Source organism: Dokdonella sp. (genome assembly GCF_044227025.1).
Lineage (GTDB): Bacteria > Pseudomonadota > Gammaproteobacteria > Xanthomonadales > Rhodanobacteraceae > Dokdonella_A.
In genome coordinates, this window is record NZ_JBGAFX010000002.1 from 190,442 (window position 1) to 206,391 (window position 15,950).

Annotated in this window: 13 protein-coding genes; 8 read left to right on the top strand and 5 right to left on the bottom strand. The window is 65.0% G+C overall.

Going from position 1 to position 15,950, the window contains the following annotated elements; all coding sequences use genetic code 11:
• Positions 1-43: 43 nt before the first annotated feature.
• The 6 genes from ACILRJ_RS05145 to ACILRJ_RS05170 all read left to right on the top strand — a co-directional run bounded on the left by ACILRJ_RS05145 (position 44) and on the right by ACILRJ_RS05170 (position 7,076).
• Entirely contained in the window at positions 44-565 is a 522-nt protein-coding gene (locus tag ACILRJ_RS05145) for a hypothetical protein (RefSeq protein ID WP_395681059.1), read from the top strand.
• Between the two features lie 70 nt (positions 566-635).
• Positions 636-1,761 (top strand): peptide chain release factor 2 gene (prfB, locus tag ACILRJ_RS05150; protein WP_395681061.1). Its coding sequence is split into 2 segments (ribosomal slippage): positions 636-710 and positions 712-1,761, totalling 1,125 coding nucleotides; the frame shifts between segments, so codons are not numbered across the junction.
• Position 1,762: 1 nt separating this feature from the next.
• Positions 1,763-2,155: a hypothetical protein gene (locus ACILRJ_RS05155; protein ID WP_395681063.1), complete on the top strand. Its 393-nt coding sequence runs from the start codon at positions 1,763-1,765 to the stop codon at positions 2,153-2,155.
• Positions 2,156-2,183: 28 nt separating this feature from the next.
• Entirely contained in the window at positions 2,184-3,710 is a 1,527-nt protein-coding gene (lysS, locus tag ACILRJ_RS05160) for a lysine--tRNA ligase (protein ID WP_395681065.1), read from the top strand.
• A gap of 94 nt (positions 3,711-3,804) precedes the next feature.
• Positions 3,805-4,893, top strand: a complete 1,089-nt coding sequence (locus ACILRJ_RS05165) for an HD domain-containing phosphohydrolase (RefSeq protein ID WP_395681067.1) — start codon at positions 3,805-3,807, stop codon at positions 4,891-4,893.
• Between the two features lie 41 nt (positions 4,894-4,934).
• A complete protein-coding gene (locus ACILRJ_RS05170) occupies positions 4,935-7,076 on the top strand; it encodes an ATP-binding protein (RefSeq protein WP_395681069.1) in 2,142 nt (713 codons plus the stop codon).
• A gap of 35 nt (positions 7,077-7,111) precedes the next feature.
• On the opposite strand, the gene ACILRJ_RS05175 is transcribed toward ACILRJ_RS05170, so the two are convergent.
• A complete protein-coding gene (locus ACILRJ_RS05175; RefSeq protein WP_395682036.1) occupies positions 7,112-8,029 on the bottom strand; it encodes a crotonase/enoyl-CoA hydratase family protein in 918 nt (305 codons plus the stop codon).
• Between the two features lie 303 nt (positions 8,030-8,332).
• Between ACILRJ_RS05175 and ACILRJ_RS05180 the strand changes: the two genes are divergently transcribed.
• Complete coding sequence (locus tag ACILRJ_RS05180) at positions 8,333-8,680, top strand: PilZ domain-containing protein (RefSeq protein ID WP_395681071.1); 348 nt, start codon at positions 8,333-8,335, stop codon at positions 8,678-8,680.
• 104 nt (positions 8,681-8,784) lie between these two features.
• On the opposite strand, the gene ACILRJ_RS05185 is transcribed toward ACILRJ_RS05180, so the two are convergent.
• Positions 8,785-10,473 carry a long-chain-fatty-acid--CoA ligase gene (locus ACILRJ_RS05185; RefSeq protein ID WP_395681073.1) on the bottom strand — a complete coding sequence of 563 codons (1,689 nt, stop codon included), beginning with the start codon at positions 10,471-10,473 and terminating at the stop codon, positions 8,785-8,787.
• A 155-nt stretch (positions 10,474-10,628) separates the two neighbouring features.
• On the opposite strand from ACILRJ_RS05185, the gene ACILRJ_RS05190 reads away from it, so the two are divergent.
• On the top strand, positions 10,629-11,048 hold the full coding sequence (locus ACILRJ_RS05190) for a hypothetical protein (protein ID WP_395681075.1): 420 nt from the start codon (positions 10,629-10,631) through the stop codon (positions 11,046-11,048).
• A 186-nt stretch (positions 11,049-11,234) separates the two neighbouring features.
• On the opposite strand, the gene acnA is transcribed toward ACILRJ_RS05190, so the two are convergent.
• The 3 genes from acnA to mnmA all read right to left on the bottom strand — a co-directional run bounded on the left by acnA (position 11,235) and on the right by mnmA (position 15,922).
• Positions 11,235-13,985 (bottom strand): aconitate hydratase AcnA, encoded by a 2,751-nt coding sequence (acnA, locus tag ACILRJ_RS05195; RefSeq protein ID WP_395681077.1) that lies wholly within the window; start codon positions 13,983-13,985, stop codon positions 11,235-11,237.
• Between the two features lie 208 nt (positions 13,986-14,193).
• Positions 14,194-14,817: a high frequency lysogenization protein HflD gene (gene hflD, locus ACILRJ_RS05200; RefSeq protein WP_395681079.1), complete on the bottom strand. Its 624-nt coding sequence runs from the start codon at positions 14,815-14,817 to the stop codon at positions 14,194-14,196.
• A complete protein-coding gene (gene mnmA, locus ACILRJ_RS05205; protein WP_395681081.1) occupies positions 14,810-15,922 on the bottom strand; it encodes a tRNA 2-thiouridine(34) synthase MnmA in 1,113 nt (370 codons plus the stop codon). Before mnmA ends, hflD begins: the two co-directional genes overlap by 8 nt.
• Between the last annotated feature and the right edge of the window lie 28 nt (positions 15,923-15,950).

Genomic DNA, 15,950 nt, shown 5'->3' on the forward strand with positions numbered 1-15,950 from the left:
CGCCCCTTCCGTCCCTGCATGCTAGATTCGATGGATGCGACGAATGGCAGGCATCGAAGCCTTGATGCGATGGTTGCGGCTGGGTGCCGCGTCCGCGCTCGCGTTGATCATCCTCGCTTGCATGTTGCATCAGGCGTTCCAGTTCGCCGCGAGATTCCTGCCGTCGACGCGTGGCACGGCGACCGGTGTCCGGGATGACCTCGCCGAACACACGATCGCATCGGTACGCGGGAAAGGATTTCGCGTTCCAGCGACGCGCCTTTGCGTCCTCGCCGACCGGTATCGCTACATCGTCGGTGGAGCAGTGTTCGAAGCGACGAGAATCCACCTTGATGCCCCGGTGGATTGGAGCGGCTGCGAGGGCCCGCCGCCGAAAGAGGTCGATGTGTACTACGTGCCTTGGGCGCCTGGATGGGCCGCGCCCGCGCCGGAGTTGTCGCCCATCCTCTGGCTGTTCCTTGTCGTGGTGGGCTTGCCGTTGGTCGTGCTGCTGGCGGTGCCAGGGGCGGCAGCATGCTGGAGCGTGGCCTTCCTCGAGCGATTGCCGGGACCGGATCGCGGCTGAGCCGCGTGCAGCGCTTTTGCCGCCCGTGTTTTGATACGATGTGCGATTAATCCATCGCCAGCAGCATTCCATGATCGAGACCAATCCGATCCATGCGCGCATCGCCGATCTCAAGGATCGCGTGGCGTCGCTCAGGGGGTATCTTTGACTTCGACGCCAAGGCCGAGCGCCTCGAAGAAGTAACACGCGAACTCGAAAGTCCGGACGTCTGGAACAATCCGCAGCGCGCGCAGGACCTCGGCAAGGAACGCGCGAGCCTCGACCGCATCGTCGGCGGCATCCGCAGCCTGACCGAGAGCCTCGGCGAGGCCGGTGACCTGCTCGACCTCGCGATCGCCGAAAGCGACGAAGGCACCGCGATCGCCGTTTCCGAGGACGTCGAGACGCTGGCCGCGAAGGTCGACAAGCTTGAATTCCAGCGCATGTTCTCGGGCGAGATGGACAGCGCGAATGCATTCGTCGACATCCAGGCCGGTGCCGGCGGTACCGAGGCGCAGGACTGGGCCGAGATGCTGCTGCGCATGTACCTGCGCTGGGCCGAATCGCGCGGCTGGAAGACCGAACTGCTGGAAGCGTCGGCGGGCGAAGTCGCGGGCATCAAGAGCGCGACGTTCCGCGTCGAGGGTGACTACGCCTATGGCTGGTTGAAGACGGAGATCGGCGTGCACCGTCTCGTGCGCAAGTCGCCGTTCGACTCGGACAATCGCCGCCACACCAGTTTCACTTCGGTGTTCGTGTCGCCCGAAGTCGATGACGACATCGATATCGAGATCAACCCGGCCGACCTGAGGACCGACGTCTATCGCTCGTCCGGCGCCGGCGGCCAGCACGTCAACAAGACCGAGTCGGCGGTGCGTATCACGCATGTCCCGACGAACACGGTGGTCGCGTGCCAGACCGAGCGAAGCCAGCATGCGAACCGCGACCGCGCGATGAAGATGCTGAAGGCGAAGCTGTACGAGCTCGAAGTGCAGAAGCGCAACGCCGAGAAGGACGCCCTGGAAGCGACCAAGTCCGACATCGGCTGGGGCAGCCAGATCCGCAACTACGTGCTCGACCAGAGCCGCATCAAGGACCTGCGCACCGGCATCGAGCGCAGCGACACGCAGAAGGTGCTCGACGGCGACCTCGACGATTTCATCGAGGGCAGCCTCAAAGCGGGACTGGAAGCCGGTGCCAAGCGCGCGGATGCGTGACATGACGCCAGGTCGCCGCGTGGCGGTCGTATTGGGCGTCGTGGTCTCAGCTTGCGCGGCTTTCGAGTATTCGCAGCGCAACCGGATCAGCGGCTGCGAGGAATCGGATTGGCAGCCCCAGGCCGAGAAGTTCAATCGGAGTGGTTGGGAGCGGAATGACCATCGCGAACGACAGGTCGCGACGATCCGTCGGCAATTGCTGGGCGCGTCGCAGGCGCAGGTTGAATCGTTGCTCGGCCCTCCGCGCCGGGTTTTCCGCGACATACCGGCTCGCTATGAATACGAGTTGGGGCGATTGCGTTTCCTGGCGTGCATGATCGACGTCGGGGCTCTGCTGTCCGTTGAATTCGACGCAGCGGGTCGTGTATCGAACGTGGCGGGCTATGTCAATTGAAGGCATTGGCGAAACAGGAACGGAAGGGATGAGCACTGAAGATCGTCCGGCGGCGGAACCGCAGCAAGATGAGAACAAGTTGATCGCCGAGCGGCGCGAAAAACTGCGCGCATTGCGATCGCAAGGAGTCGCGTTCCCGAACGACTTCCGCGTCGACGCCTTTGCCGGCGATTTGCAGGCGGAGTTCGCCGACGTCGATCGCTGGAACGCGGAAGCGCTCGAAGGCATCGCCCGTCGCGTCGCGGTCGCCGGTCGCATCATGCTCAAGCGCGGGCAGGGCAAGGTCAGCTTCGTGCAGATCCAGGATGTCAGCGGGCGCGTCCAGTTGTTCGTGCAGGCGAACGCGATCGGCGAGGTGTACGACGACTTCAAGGGCTGGGACATCGGCGACATCGTCGGCGCCGAAGGCCAGCTCATGCGCACCAGGACCGGCGAGCTTTCCGTCAAGGTCGATGCGTTGCGTCTGCTGACCAAGTCGCTGCGCCCGCTGCCGGACAAGTTCCACGGCCTCGCCGACGTCGAGCAGCGCTATCGCCAGCGCTACGTCGACCTCATCGTGACGAGCGAATCGCGCCGCGTATTCGAGTTGCGTTCGGCGGTGATCCGCTTCATGCGGCAATGGCTCGAGGCGTCGCCGCGGCGTTTCATGGAAGTCGAAACGCCGATGATGCATCCGATCCCGGGTGGCGCGACGGCGAAGCCGTTCGTCACGCACCACAATGCGCTCGACCTCACGATGTACCTGCGCGTCGCGCCGGAGCTGTATCTGAAGCGCCTCGTCGTCGGCGGGTTCGAGCGCGTCTACGAGATCAACCGCAATTTCCGCAACGAGGGTGTGTCGACGCGGCACAATCCCGAGTTCACGATGCTCGAGTTGTACCAGGCCTACGCGACCTACACCGATGTGATGGATCTCACCGAAGCGATGATCCGCGAGACCGCGCAGGCAACGCTCGGCCGCACTGCACTGACGTGGGAAGGCCGCGACATCGACGTCGGCGCACCGTTCCGGCGCTGGGCGATGGCCGAGGCGGTGCGCCATCACAACCCGGAAATCGCGCAGCAGGAACTGCGCGATCGCGACGCGCTCGCGCGCCATTGCGCGCGGCTCGGCATCCACGTCAAGAAGGACTACGGCTGGGGCAAGCTGCTGCTGGAGATTTTCGAGGCGACGGTCGAAGGCACGCTGGTGCAGCCGACCTTCATCACGGAGTACCCGACCGAAGTGTCACCGCTGGCGCGTGCCAGTGACCGTGACGCCGAAGTGACCGACCGCTTCGAACTGTTCATCGGCGCGAAGGAAATGGCCAATGGCTTTTCCGAGCTGAACGACCCGGAGGACCAGGCCGCGCGCTTCCGCGCCCAGGTCGCGGCAAAGGATGCCGGCGACGACGAGGCGATGCATTTCGATGCCGACTACATCCGTGCGCTCGAATACGGCATGCCGCCAGCGGGCGGCCTCGGCGTCGGCATCGACCGCCTCGTTATGTGCTTCGCCGACGTGCCGTCGATCCGCGACGTACTGCTGTTCCCGTACATGCGACCGGAAGCATGAGCTTGAAATCGCCCGGGATCGGGACAAGTGGATAGACGCGGGGGAAGCGTGTGCTAACCTAACGTCGTGGTGCGCGCTCGCATGGGGTTAGCGGGTGCTCGCTGTTCCCACGTCATCCGGCAATGTGCCTGCGGAGAGTCGCGTGAATGTACTGATCGTCGACGACCAGTCCTCGGCTCGCACGATGCTGCGGCATGTCGTCGAGGCGATCGGCCCCGGCGTGCACACCACCGACTTCGGCAGCCCGGTCGAGGCATTGCGCTGGTCGGAAGCGCATGCGGCAGATCTCGTGCTGCTCGACTACCGCATGCCCGACATGGACGGGCTCGAGTTCGCGCGGCGCTTCCGTCGCTCGCTGTCCAAGCGCGACGTGCCGATCGTGTTGATCAGCGTGGTCGGCGACGAGCCCGTGCGCCAGGCGGCGCTTGAAGCGGGGGTCATCGATTTCCTGGTCAAGCCGGTACGCCCGCGCGAGCTGCGCACACGCTGCAAGAACCTCCTGCAGTTGCGCCAGCAGGGCGAATCGGTCAAGGAGCGCGCGCGTTCGCTCGAGGAACGCGTGCTGGAAGGCTTGCGCGAGGTGGAATCGCGCGAACGCGAAACCTTGTACCGGCTCGCGCGCGCTATCGAGTATCGCGACTCCGGCACGGGGATTCATCTGCTGCGGATGTCCCACTACGCCGAGATCCTGGCGGAAGCGCTTGGCATGAGCGAAGAGGATGTCGGCATCCTGACCTCGGCCGCGCCGCTGCATGACATCGGCAAGATCGGCATCCCGGATGCAGTCCTGCTCAAGCGCGGCGAGCTGAGCGCGGAAGAGACCGCAGTCAAACGCCGCCATCCGCTGATCGGATACGACATCCTGCGCGACAGTGACAGCCGCTTTGTTCAGATGGGCGCGACCATCGCCTTGCGCCACCATGAACGCTGGGATGGCAGCGGTTATCCGGACGGGCTCAAGGGGGAGCAAATCCCGCTGACGGCGCGCATCGTCGCGGTGGCCGACGTGTTCGACGCGCTCACCTGCAAGCATGCCTGGAAGCCCGAAGATGCGTTCGAATACATGAACACGCACCGTGGCACGCTTTTTGATCCATCTTGCGTGGATGCGTTGCTGGCCCATCAGGCGCGTATCCTCGCAATCCTCGACGCGCGCCTCGGACCGCCGGCGCCCGGAGGGTAAGCTCAGGCGGGTGGCCGCCGCGAACGAAGGAGCACGATCCGTTGCTGGCGAGCCTCAGATCCCGTTTCGAGAAGCGTCCGGACAGTGAGCATGAGCAGGCGATCGTGCGGCTCGCGATCGTCAGCGTGTTCCTCGTCTACCTGTTCGGACTCGTTTCGGTGTCGGGTTCGCACGCGGCCACGGTGCATACCGCGCTGTGGTACGTGCTGCTCGATGCGATCGTGGGCGCGGCGATCCTCGCCTGGTTGATCTGGAAGCCGGGTATTTCTCATCCGCGGCGCGTGCTCGGCATGCTGGTCGACTACGGCGCGATGGGCATCATCATGACGCTGTCCGGGCAGGAGCTCGCGCCGCTCTACGTCATCATCCTGTGGGTGACGATCGGAAACGGCCTGCGCTACGGGCCGAAATACCTGCTGGGCGGGATGGCCCTGGCCTGCATGTCGTTCCTCGGCGTGATACTGACCACGCCGTTCTGGCAGCACAACCAGGCACTCTCGTGGGGATTGCTGACGGGCCTGGTCGCCATCCCGGCGTACCTTTCCTCACTGCTGCGCGCATTGACGCGTGCGACCGGCGAGGCGCACCGTGCGAATATGGCGAAGAGCACGTTTCTCGCCAACATGAGCCATGAGTTCCGCACTCCGCTGAACGGCATCGCCGGCATGTCGGAACTGCTGATGACCACGCGCCTGAGCAACGAGCAACGCGAATGTGCGACCGTGATCCAGACGTCCGCGCGAAGCCTGCTCCTGCTCATCGAGGACGTGCTCGACATTTCGGCGATCGAGGCCGGAAAACTGCGGCGCGTCGACGCCGATTTCCACCTGGACGAACTGCTCGATAGCCTTCGCGTGATGATGCAACCGATGGCGACGGGCAAGGGCATCGCCTTCGACATCCGCACCGCGGCAGGCACGCCCATGCACCTGCACGGCGACGGCAACCACCTTCGCCAGATTCTCGTGAACCTCGTCTCAAACGCGATCAAGTTCACCGAGCACGGCAGCGTCCTGATCAACGTCGAACGGACGACCCCGACCGAGCCCGCGGATGCGACGGAAACACGCCTCACGTTCTCGGTGCGCGACACCGGCATTGGCATCCCGACGAGTGCCAAGGCGCGCATCTTCGATGCGTTCGAACAGGCTGAAGGCGGCCACGGTCGCCGTTTCGGGGGAACCGGCCTCGGTACGACGATCGCACGATCGCTGACGGACCTGCTTGACGGACGCATCGGATTCGATAGCGTCGAGGGCGAGGGTTCGCATTTCTGGGTCGAGCTTCCTTTCGGAGTGGTTCGGGCCAGGTCGGAAGCGGAAATCGAGACCGCCACGCCGAATGTCATCGAATTCGGCGACCCGTTCGTGCGCCACCGCGCGCGAACGCGTTCTCTGCAGGTGCTGATCGCGGACGACCAGCCGGCGAACATAACCGTGCTGCAGCGACTGTTGGAGAAGGCTGGTCATCAGCCGATCGCGGTCGCCAGCGGCGAGGGCGTGCTGGACGCGATCGAGCAGGGCGACTTCGATGCGGTGATCGTCGACCTGCACATGCCGGGTGTCAGCGGACTCGACGTACTCAAACAGGTTCGCGTGATGCAGGCGGGAAGGACGCTTACGCCTTTCATCGTGCTGAGTGCCGATGCGACGACCACGACCATGCGCCAGTGCGAGCAGGCCGGCGCACGTGCATTCCTGACCAAGCCGATCTCGATCGCCCGACTGCTCGATACTCTCGCCGAGATTGCCGGCGCCGCAGGTCAGGAGCGCGTTGGCATGGCCATCCAGGCGGCCGTGCATCGCGAAGAGGTCTCCGCAGTGATCGCGCCGGATGTGTTGCGGGAGCTCGGCGAATTGCAGCTGGGCACGGATTTCCTAGCGCTGTTCGTCGCCGAATGCCTGCGTGATGCGCTCGCGATCATCGGCGAACTCGAAAAGAGCGGTGCAGCCGGCCGCTGGGATGCCTACCGCGACGCCTGCCATGCACTCAAGGGCGTCGCCAGCAACATGGGAGCGGTGCAACTTGCGGCCTCGGCATCCGAAGCGATGCGCATCGGCAACTGGCAGCTGCCGCGCGAATGGCGCGAACGCGTGCGCCGCCTGCGCGAACAGCTCGAAAGTGCCCGCGCTGCGCTGAACGACGGCGTCGCCGCGGATGCCAGCGCCGAGCGGCCCTCATGATGTGACGGTCGCCCGGGCCGGTAAGCCAACAGCTCTCAGCGCGCTGCGGCCTGTGCGGGTTCTGCTGGCACGGAACCAGGTTCCGTTGGTCGCTTGCCCTGCGCGCGCACCAGGCGCTCCATCGTCCTCAGCGACTTGTCCCCCAGTTGCATCGCCGTGTCGACCCAGATTTCCGTGATCTGCATGAGTTCGGCGAGGCTGGCGGTGTCGCGCATCTGGCGCACGCGGTTCATCGCCGTACGCGCATGCGCTATCCGCTGGTTGCGCCGGATCAGCTCGTGCACGGCCTGCGCTCCTTCCCCTTTGGGCACGAGCACGTCGACGACACCCAGGCGATGCAGTTCATCGCTCGAATAGATCGTGCCGTTGAGCATCATTTCTTCGGCGAAGCGCGGACTCACGCGCTGGCACAGGAACGAATACGCACCCATGCCCGGGAAAAGGTCGAACAGGACCTCGGGGAAGCCCATGCCGACGCCGCTCTCGGCGACGATCGAATGGCAGGAAAGGGCCGCCTCGAAGCCGCCGCCGAGCGCATCGCCCTGCACCAGCGCGACGCTGTGCACGTTGCGATTGAGCTGCGCATGGAATCCGTACACGCCCTCGACGCACTGGCGCGCGTAGGCGAGCAGGTGTTCGCGGTTGCGCGCCCTTATGAGGCGTCCGAACAGGTCCAGGTCGCCGCCGAGATTGAAAACATCGGCATCGGAGGCGAGCACGATGTGCGCGAGGCGCTCATCGCCATTGGTGGCCTGTAGCGTCAGTCGATCGCCGAGGCGTTTCTGGAAGTCACGGATTTCCTTGATCAGCAATGTGCTGAAGCAAGGGCGATAGCCGATTTCACGGGGAAATCGACTGGCATGCATGAAGCACCAGCTTGCGTTGGCGGTTGGATCGTCCTGCGTGCGCAGGAGCCGAAAATCGTTGTCACGTTGCAATAGTTCGACGCTCATTCGGGGCACCCCTAGAGAAAGAGGCCGCTGGTGACCGCGAACCGAACGGCCAGGAAAAGTTGCACGTCCCGGTGCCCACTTCGGCGATCCCGATCGAGGATAGGCGCAAGCAAAAACATTGACAACGAGGGCTGGATGTGACAATTCGCAGCAATTCGTCGATCCCTTCACGCAAGACGCATCGTGATGGCTCCGACCGGCGATCACGGCTGGCGGATCGCTGCCCTTGGGTCGATCCGCACTGGCGCGCTTCTTGCTGGATAATTAAAGGGATTCACGGACTGCATGCACGCACGAGGGAGCATGACCAACGAAGGGGAAAAAAAGGGGTTGCGGCCGGCACGCATGTCGATCCGCTCCGCTGTGCTGATCAGCAGTGGCCTGAACGCGTGGAGCAGCGAGATCGAGGATATCTCCGCTACCGGCGTGCTCGTCTCCAAGCCGGACAACTGGCGCGGCAGGATCGACGACGTCTTCGTGCTCGACATGCTGATCGGGGAAGCGCTCGACATCCATGTCGATGCCCGCCTGGCGCGCGTCACCGACACGCAACTCGGCTTCGCCTACGAGCGGATCCCCGAGAACAAGGAAACACCGCTGTGGAACCTGCTCGGCGGCTACGCCGACCGGCTCGAACCGTATTCGAGCTGACGCAAGCGGACATGCGAGGCCTCGGGTAACCGGGAAAACTCGGGCACTGCACCGAATCGCGGCACGGTGCCCGGTTACCAGGGGCCAGCGGCGACCATACGCGCTCAGTGAGCCCCTGCGGGGGCTGCGTCGCGCAACTCGCGCCGCAGGATCTTGCCGACATTGGTTTTCGGCAGCGAGTCGCGGAATTCGATGAGCCGGGGCAGCTTGTAGCCGGTCAGGTTGGCCTTGCAGTGCGCGCGCACGGCTTCCTCGGTCAGCCCCGGGTCCTTCTTCACGATGACCAGCTTCACTGCCTCACCGGACTTCTCGTCCGGAACACCGACCGCAGCTACCTCGAGCACGCCCGGCAACTGGGCCACGATGTCCTCGATCTCGTTCGGATAGACGTTGAAGCCGGACACCAGGATCATGTCCTTCTTGCGATCGACGATGTAGACGTAGCCCTTTTCGTCGATGCGCGCGATGTCGCCCGTGCGCAGCCAGCCATCGGCTGACAGGACCTTGGCGGTCTCCTCCGGGCGGTTCCAGTAGCCCTTCATGACCTGCGGGCCATGGATGCACAACTCGCCGGTTTCGCCGAGCGGCAGCACCTTGCCATCGTCGTCCTGGATGTTGACGTCGGTCGACGGAATCGGCAGTCCGATCGAACCGTTGTATTCCTGGATGTCGAGCGGGTTGATGCACGCCGCGGGGCTCGTCTCGGTCAGCCCGTACGCTTCGGCGAGCGCGCATCCGGTCACTTTCTTCCAGCGTTCGGCCACCGCACGCTGTACCGCCATGCCGCCGCCAAGGGTCATGCGCAGCTTGGAAAAATCGACCTGGTCGAACCCGGGCGTGTTCAGCAGCCCGGCGAAGAGGGTGTTGACGCCGGTCAGCGAGGTGAAGCCGATCGAGCGGATCGTCTTGACGAAGCCGGGCATGTCGCGCGGATTGGTGATCAGGTGGTTGAAGCCACCGACGCGCGCGAACACGAGGAAATTCGCCGTCAACGCGAAGATGTGGTACAGCGGCAGCGCGGTGATGACGACTTCCTCGCCTTCGCGCATGTTCGAGCCGATCCAGGCGTAGGCCTGCAACATGTTGGATACCATGTTGCGATGGGTCAGCATCGCGCCCTTGGCAACGCCGGTGGTGCCGCCGGTGTATTGCAGGAACGCAAGGTCGTCCGGGCTGATGTCGATCTTGCCGAGCTTGCTGCGCAGGCCGCGCCCCAGCGCTTCGTTGAAGCGGATCGAGTTCGGCAGCGAGTACGCCGGCACCATCTTCTTGACGTGGCGCACGACGAAATTCGTGATCGCCGATTTCGGGAACCCAAGCAGGTCGCCGATGCCGGTGCAGATGACGTGCTTGCATTGCGTGCTGCCGACGACTTCGGCCACGGTCCTGGCGAAATTGTCCAGCACGATGATCGCGCTGGCGCCGGAATCGTCGAGCTGGTGCTTGAGCTCGCGCGGGGTGTACATGGGATTCGTGTTCACCACGGTCAGGCCGGCGCGCAGGGCCGCCATGATCGCGATCGGATACTGCAGCAGGTTCGGCAGCATGATCGCGATGCGATCACCCTTGGCGAGCTTGAGGTCGTTGACCAGGAACGCCGCGAATGTCGCGCTGAGCCGGTCGAGGTCGCCGTAGGTGATGCTGCGACCCATGTTGGTGAAGGCAGGGCGATGGCGGAAGCGGTCGCAGCATTCCTCCAGCAGGGCAACCACCGAGCGATATTGCTCCGGATCGATTTCGACCGGAGTTCCCGCCGGATAGCTGGCCAGCCAAGGACGTTGTGTATTCGCCATGCAAGTTCCCCTGTGGCCGCTGCGGCGTTCGCGCTGGCGGCTCGGTTTCGTTACCCTGCGTCAATCCGCGGGGGTATGTTCGATTGCAGCACAAGCCCGGAACAGGCGGCAAGCCGCAATGCAACGTGGATTCGTCGGATCGGAGGGATGACTGCATGCGCATTGCCGGAATCGCATTGCTGTGCCTGCTCGGCGTGGCCTGTTCGCGCACCCCGGACGACGAGGCGATCCGCACGGCGATTTCTGCAGGCGCCGTCGCGATGGAAGCGCACCGCGGCAAGGACGTGCTCGAGCTGGTCACCGACGATTTCATCGGCAACGACGGCGTCGATCGCGTCGAACTCGGCAACCTGCTGCGCGCGCAAGCGCTCGGCGCGAACGCGATCGGCGTGCGCATCGGCTCGATCGAGGTGGAACTGCATGGCGATCGCGCCATCGCGCGCTTCGACGCCGACATCTCCGATTCCAGTGGTCGCTGGATCGCCGACCGCGCGACGACCCTGCATGTCGAGACCGGCTGGCGCCGCGAAGGCCGGGAATGGCGTTGCTACAACGCCAAATGGACGCAGGACTGAACCGCGCGCATCGCAACCAGGCTCGCCACGACCCGCGTGCAAGCTCATTCGTGCCGGGCGGATCGTTGCGGCCGCGCGATGGAAGGCCGCGTCACCTTGGCGCGCGCCTGACAAAGGGCCGGAAATGAAAACGGCGCGGATGTCCCGCGCCGCCTCCATGCATCGGTCGGAGATCTTGCCGGAACGTTACGCCGCCTTCTTCGCCGCGAGCTGGCGCAGCACGTACTGCAGGATGCCGCCGTGGCGGAAGAACTCGCGTTCCTTCGGTGTAAGCAGCAGGACCCGGACCTTGAATCGGGTCTTGTGGCCGTCGTCGGCGATTGCGACCACGTCGGCTTCCTTCGAATCGCCGTCCCTGAGGCCGGTGATGTCGAACGTCTCCTTGCCGGTAAGGCCGAGCGTCTGCGCGTTCTCGCCGTCCATGAACTGGCACGGCAGCACGCCCATGCCGACGAGGTTCGAACGGTGGATGCGCTCGAAGCTTTCCGCAATGACCGCCTTCACGCCGAGCAGCAGGGTGCCCTTCGCGGCCCAGTCGCGCGACGAGCCGGTGCCGTACTCCTTGCCGGCGAGCACGACCAGCGGCGTCTTCTCCGCCTTGTACTTCATTGCGGCGTCGTAGATCGCGAGCTGTTCGCCGCTGGGCACGTGCAGCGTGTAGCCGCCCTCGACGCCGTCGAGCATGAGGTTCCTGATGCGGATGTTCGCGAACGTGCCGCGCACCATCACGTCGTCGTTGCCGCGACGCGAGCCGTAGGAATTGAAGTCCTTCGGATCGACGCCCTTCGAGATCAGGAAGCGCCCCGCCGGGCTGTCCTTCTTGATCGAACCCGCCGGCGAAATGTGGTCGGTCGTGATCGAGTCGCCGAACACGCCGAGTGCGCGTGCGCCGTGGATATCGTCGATCGTGCCCGCGCTCGCACTCATGCCGTCGAAATAGGGCGGGTTCTTGATGTAGGTCGAGTCGTCCCACTTGAACAAGGCACCGTCCGGCGACGCGATCCGGTTCCAGCGGCTGTCGCCCTTGAACACGTCGGCGTAGTTCTTGGTGAACATCGCCGGATTGATCGCACCGGCGATGGTGTCGGAGATTTCCTTGTTGCTCGGCCAGATGTCCTTGAGGAATACCGGCTGGCCGTCGTTGCCGATGCCGAGAGGTTCCGTCGTGAGGTCGATGTCGAGCGTACCGGCGAGCGCGTAGGCGACCACCAGGGGTGGTGAGGCGAGGTAATTCATCTTCACTTCGGGGTGCACGCGGCCCTCGAAGTTGCGATTGCCGGAAAGCACGGAGGCAACGGCGAGGTCGCCCTCGGAGATGCCCTTGCTGATCTCGATCGGCAGCGGACCGGAATTGCCGATGCAGGTGGTGCAGCCGTAGCCGACCAGGTAGAAGCCGACTTTTTCCAGCTCCTTCAGCAGGCCGGTCTTCTCCAGGTAGTCGGTGACCACCAGCGAGCCTGGTCCGAGCGAGGGTTTGACCCACGGCTTCGACGTCAAGCCCTTCGCCGCGGCCTTCTTCGCCAGCAGTCCGGCGCCGAGCATCACCGCTGGGTTCGAGGTATTCGTGCACGAGGTGATCGCCGCGATCACCACCGAGCCATCGCGCAGCGCGAAGGTCTCACCATTCCTCTCCACGCGAACGCCGCCATTGACGATCGCATTGGCAGGGTTGCCGATCGCTGCCGAGCCGCCTTCATTGACGAAATCCGAAGTCGCCTCGGTGCGCGGCTTGCGGTTCGCCGTCAGCGGGCCGATCGCATCCTGGAAGCTCTTGCGCACACCTTCGAGAAGGACGCGATCCTGCGGGCGCTTGGGGCCGGCCATCGACGGTTTCACGTCGGCGAGATTCAATTCCAGCGTCGCACTGAATTCGGGATGCGCCGAGGTATCGTCGTGCCACAGGCCCTGCGCCTTCGCATACGCCTCGACCAGGCGGATCTGCGTTTCGTCGCGACCGGACAGGCGCATGTATCTCAGCGCCTCGGCGTCGATCGGGAAAATGCCGCATGTCGCGCCGTACTCCGGCGCCATGTTGGCTATCGTGGCGCGATCGGCGAGGGCGAGGTTGGCAAGGCCGGGGCCGAAGAACTCGACGAACTTGCCGACCACCCCGAGCTTGCGCAGCATCTGCGTCACGGTCAGCACGAGGTCGGTCGCAGTGACGCCCTCCGCCATTTTGCCGCTCAGCCTGAAGCCGACCACCTGGGGGATCAGCATCGACGAGGGCTGACCGAGCATCGCGGCCTCCGCCTCGATGCCGCCGACGCCCCAGCCGAGCACGCCGATGCCGTTGATCATCGTCGTGTGCGAGTCGGTACCGAAAACGGTGTCCGGATAGGCCCAGCTCTCGCCATCCTTGTCTGCGGTGAACACGACGCGTGCGAGGTGCTCGAGGTTCACCTGGTGCACGATGCCGGTACGCGGCGGCACCACCTTGAAGTTGTTGAACGCCTTCTGGCCCCAGCGCAGGAAAGAATAACGTTCCTGGTTGCGCTCGAACTCGATTTCGACGTTCGTTTCCAGCGCGCTGGACGAACCGAAGGCGTCGACCTGCACCGAGTGGTCGATGACGAGTTCCGCCGGCGCCAGCGGGTTGATCTGGGTCGCGTCACCACCGAGCTTGACCACCGCGTCACGCATCGCCGCGAGATCGACCACACACGGCACGCCGGTGAAGTCCTGCAGCACAACGCGCGCGGGCATGAAGGAGATTTCCGTATCCGGCTCCTTCTTCGCGTCCCAGTTCGCGACCGCCTCGATTTCCTTCGCCGTGACGTTGAGGCCGTCCTCGTGGCGCAACAGGTTTTCGAGCAGGATCTTCATCGAGTAGGGCAGGCGCTTGAGGTCGAAGCGCTGGCCGAGCTTGACCAGGCTGGAATAGTGATAGCGCTTGCCGTTGACCTCGAGCACATCCCGGGTCGAGAAGGAATCTGTCATCTGCATCTCCTGGCTGACTGGCGTCTCGCGTGCTTGCGCTGGCCGGCACGTTCGCTCGAACGGGCTGGCGACTGCGGGCTCCGCGGGCGCGGCCCGGGGGACGGGCCGGCGACTGGGCCCGCCATTATCGCGCAAACCGCGACAGAGGCCAAAGCAGCGGCATCCAGGGGTACGAAGCGAAGCGCTCTGCCTTGACCCGAATTTCGGGCTAGCCGCGGTCGAGGGTGCTTCGGGTGAGCAGGCCGCGGGCGAGCATCGCGTATTCGCGCCGTCGCAGCAGCAGGCGCAGTTGGCCGCCGCCGACCTGGCGCCAGAGCACCGCGGCGCGCACGGCAGCGAGCAGCAGGGAGCGGATCTGCGCAACCGCCTGCGGGTTGGACAGCTGGGTCGGGGCGCCGTGCACGATCACGCGCGGGCGCAGTTGCGACAAAGTCGAGACGTAAAGTTCGGCCAGGCGGTTTTGCACGGTCGGGTGCGCCAGGCCGTAATGATCGGCCTGGTGCTTGATCGCGCCGATGCCCTCGCTCAACGCGCGCAGCATGCGCGGGTTGCGCGCGAGACGGCGCTGCAGCCGCAGTACGCCGAGCACGAGGCGGGTCAGTGGCAGGTTGCGCTCGGCGCCGTCGAACTGCGCGACCAGCGTCTCAAGCCCGAGGCGCACGCCGGTCAGGCCGCCGAACACGTCGGCGGCGCTGTCCGCATCGATGCGGAACACGCTCGCGAGGCTCGCCTCGATGCTGCCCGCGTCGGCGCGGCCGCTGGTGGCGATTTCATGCACGAGCCGGCAACCCTGCAACACGCCGGCGAGCGCGATAACGCGAGCTTCACGCATTCGCGCCGTCCCAGCCGCCGTACGGCGCGTCGCTGCACTCGATCACGCCGCCACCGAGGCATTCGTCGCTGGCGTAGAAAACGACCGATTGCCCGGGAGTGACTGCGCGTTGCGGCTCGTCGAAGACGACGGTGCACGTATCGCCGTCGAGTTCCACCAGACAATCCTGCGGCGCCTGGCGGTAGCGCGTCATCGCCGCGCAGCGGAAGGGGGCAGCCGGTGGCGCGCCCGCGATCCAGGTCGGCGCACTCGCGCGCAGGCGCCGCGATTGCAGCCAGTGGTTGGCATTTCCCTGTGCGACATGCAACACGTTGTTCACCACGTCCTTGCCGATGACATACCAGGGTTCGCCCTCGGCACCGCGGCGGCCACCAATGCCGAGGCCACTGCGTTGGCCGAGCGTGTAGTAGAACACGCCCGGGTGCTCACCGACGGCGGTTCCGTCCGGGGTGCGCATCACGCCCGGTTGCGACGGGATGTACGCCGACAGGAAACTGCGGAAGTCGCGTTCGCCGATGAAGCAGATGCCGGTCGAGTCCTTCTTGTCGTGAGTGGCGAGGCCGGCTTCGCGGGCGAGCCGGCGCACCTCGGTCTTGTCGACGCCGCCGAGCGGAAACAGCGTCGCCGCCAGCGCCTGCTGCCCGAGCGCATGCAGGAAGTAGGTCTGGTCCTTGCCGGCGTCGTGGGCGCGCAGCAGGCGCCAGCGTCCGTCGACGCAATCGACGCGGGCATAGTGACCGGTCGCGATCGTCTCCGCGCCGAGTGCGCGGGCATGATCGAGGAAGGTCTTGAACTTGATCTCGCGATTGCACAGCACGTCCGGATTCGGCGTGCGGCCGCGCCGGTACTCGGCGATGAAGTGCTCGAACACCTGGTCCCAGTACTCGTCGGCGAAGTTGCGCAGGTACAGCGGAATGCCGAGGCGCGCGCAGACCGCGACGGCGTCCTTGCGGTCCTCGTCGGCATGGCAGGGGCCGTTGCGTTCGTCCTCTTCCCAGTTCTGCATGAACAGGCCGGCGATGGATGCGCCCGCACGCTGCAACAGCAATGCGGCGACCGACGAGTCGACGCCGCCGGACATGCCGACGATGGTCCGAGCCGTCATGACGCCGTTTGCGTCGGCTGTTCGTGAA

Excerpts from the sequence above, each read along its gene's own strand:
- ACILRJ_RS05175 (WP_395682036.1), bottom strand. The coding sequence starts at position 8,029 with ATGAGCGTCGAACTATTGCAACGTGACAACGATTTTCGGCTCCTGCGC.
- ACILRJ_RS05185 (WP_395681073.1), bottom strand. The coding sequence starts at position 10,473 with ATGGCGAATACACAACGTCCTTGGCTGGCCAGCTATCCGGCGGGAACT.
- ACILRJ_RS05145 (WP_395681059.1), top strand. The coding sequence starts at position 44 with ATGGCAGGCATCGAAGCCTTGATGCGATGGTTGCGGCTGGGTGCCGCG.
- acnA (WP_395681077.1), bottom strand. The coding sequence starts at position 13,985 with ATGACAGATTCCTTCTCGACCCGGGATGTGCTCGAGGTCAACGGCAAG.
- hflD (WP_395681079.1), bottom strand. The coding sequence starts at position 14,817 with ATGCGTGAAGCTCGCGTTATCGCGCTCGCCGGCGTGTTGCAGGGTTGC.
- mnmA (WP_395681081.1), bottom strand. The coding sequence starts at position 15,922 with ATGACGGCTCGGACCATCGTCGGCATGTCCGGCGGCGTCGACTCGTCG.
- ACILRJ_RS05180 (WP_395681071.1), top strand. The coding sequence starts at position 8,333 with ATGACCAACGAAGGGGAAAAAAAGGGGTTGCGGCCGGCACGCATGTCG.
- ACILRJ_RS05155 (WP_395681063.1), top strand. The coding sequence starts at position 1,763 with ATGACGCCAGGTCGCCGCGTGGCGGTCGTATTGGGCGTCGTGGTCTCA.
- lysS (WP_395681065.1), top strand. The coding sequence starts at position 2,184 with ATGAGCACTGAAGATCGTCCGGCGGCGGAACCGCAGCAAGATGAGAAC.
- ACILRJ_RS05190 (WP_395681075.1), top strand. The coding sequence starts at position 10,629 with ATGCGCATTGCCGGAATCGCATTGCTGTGCCTGCTCGGCGTGGCCTGT.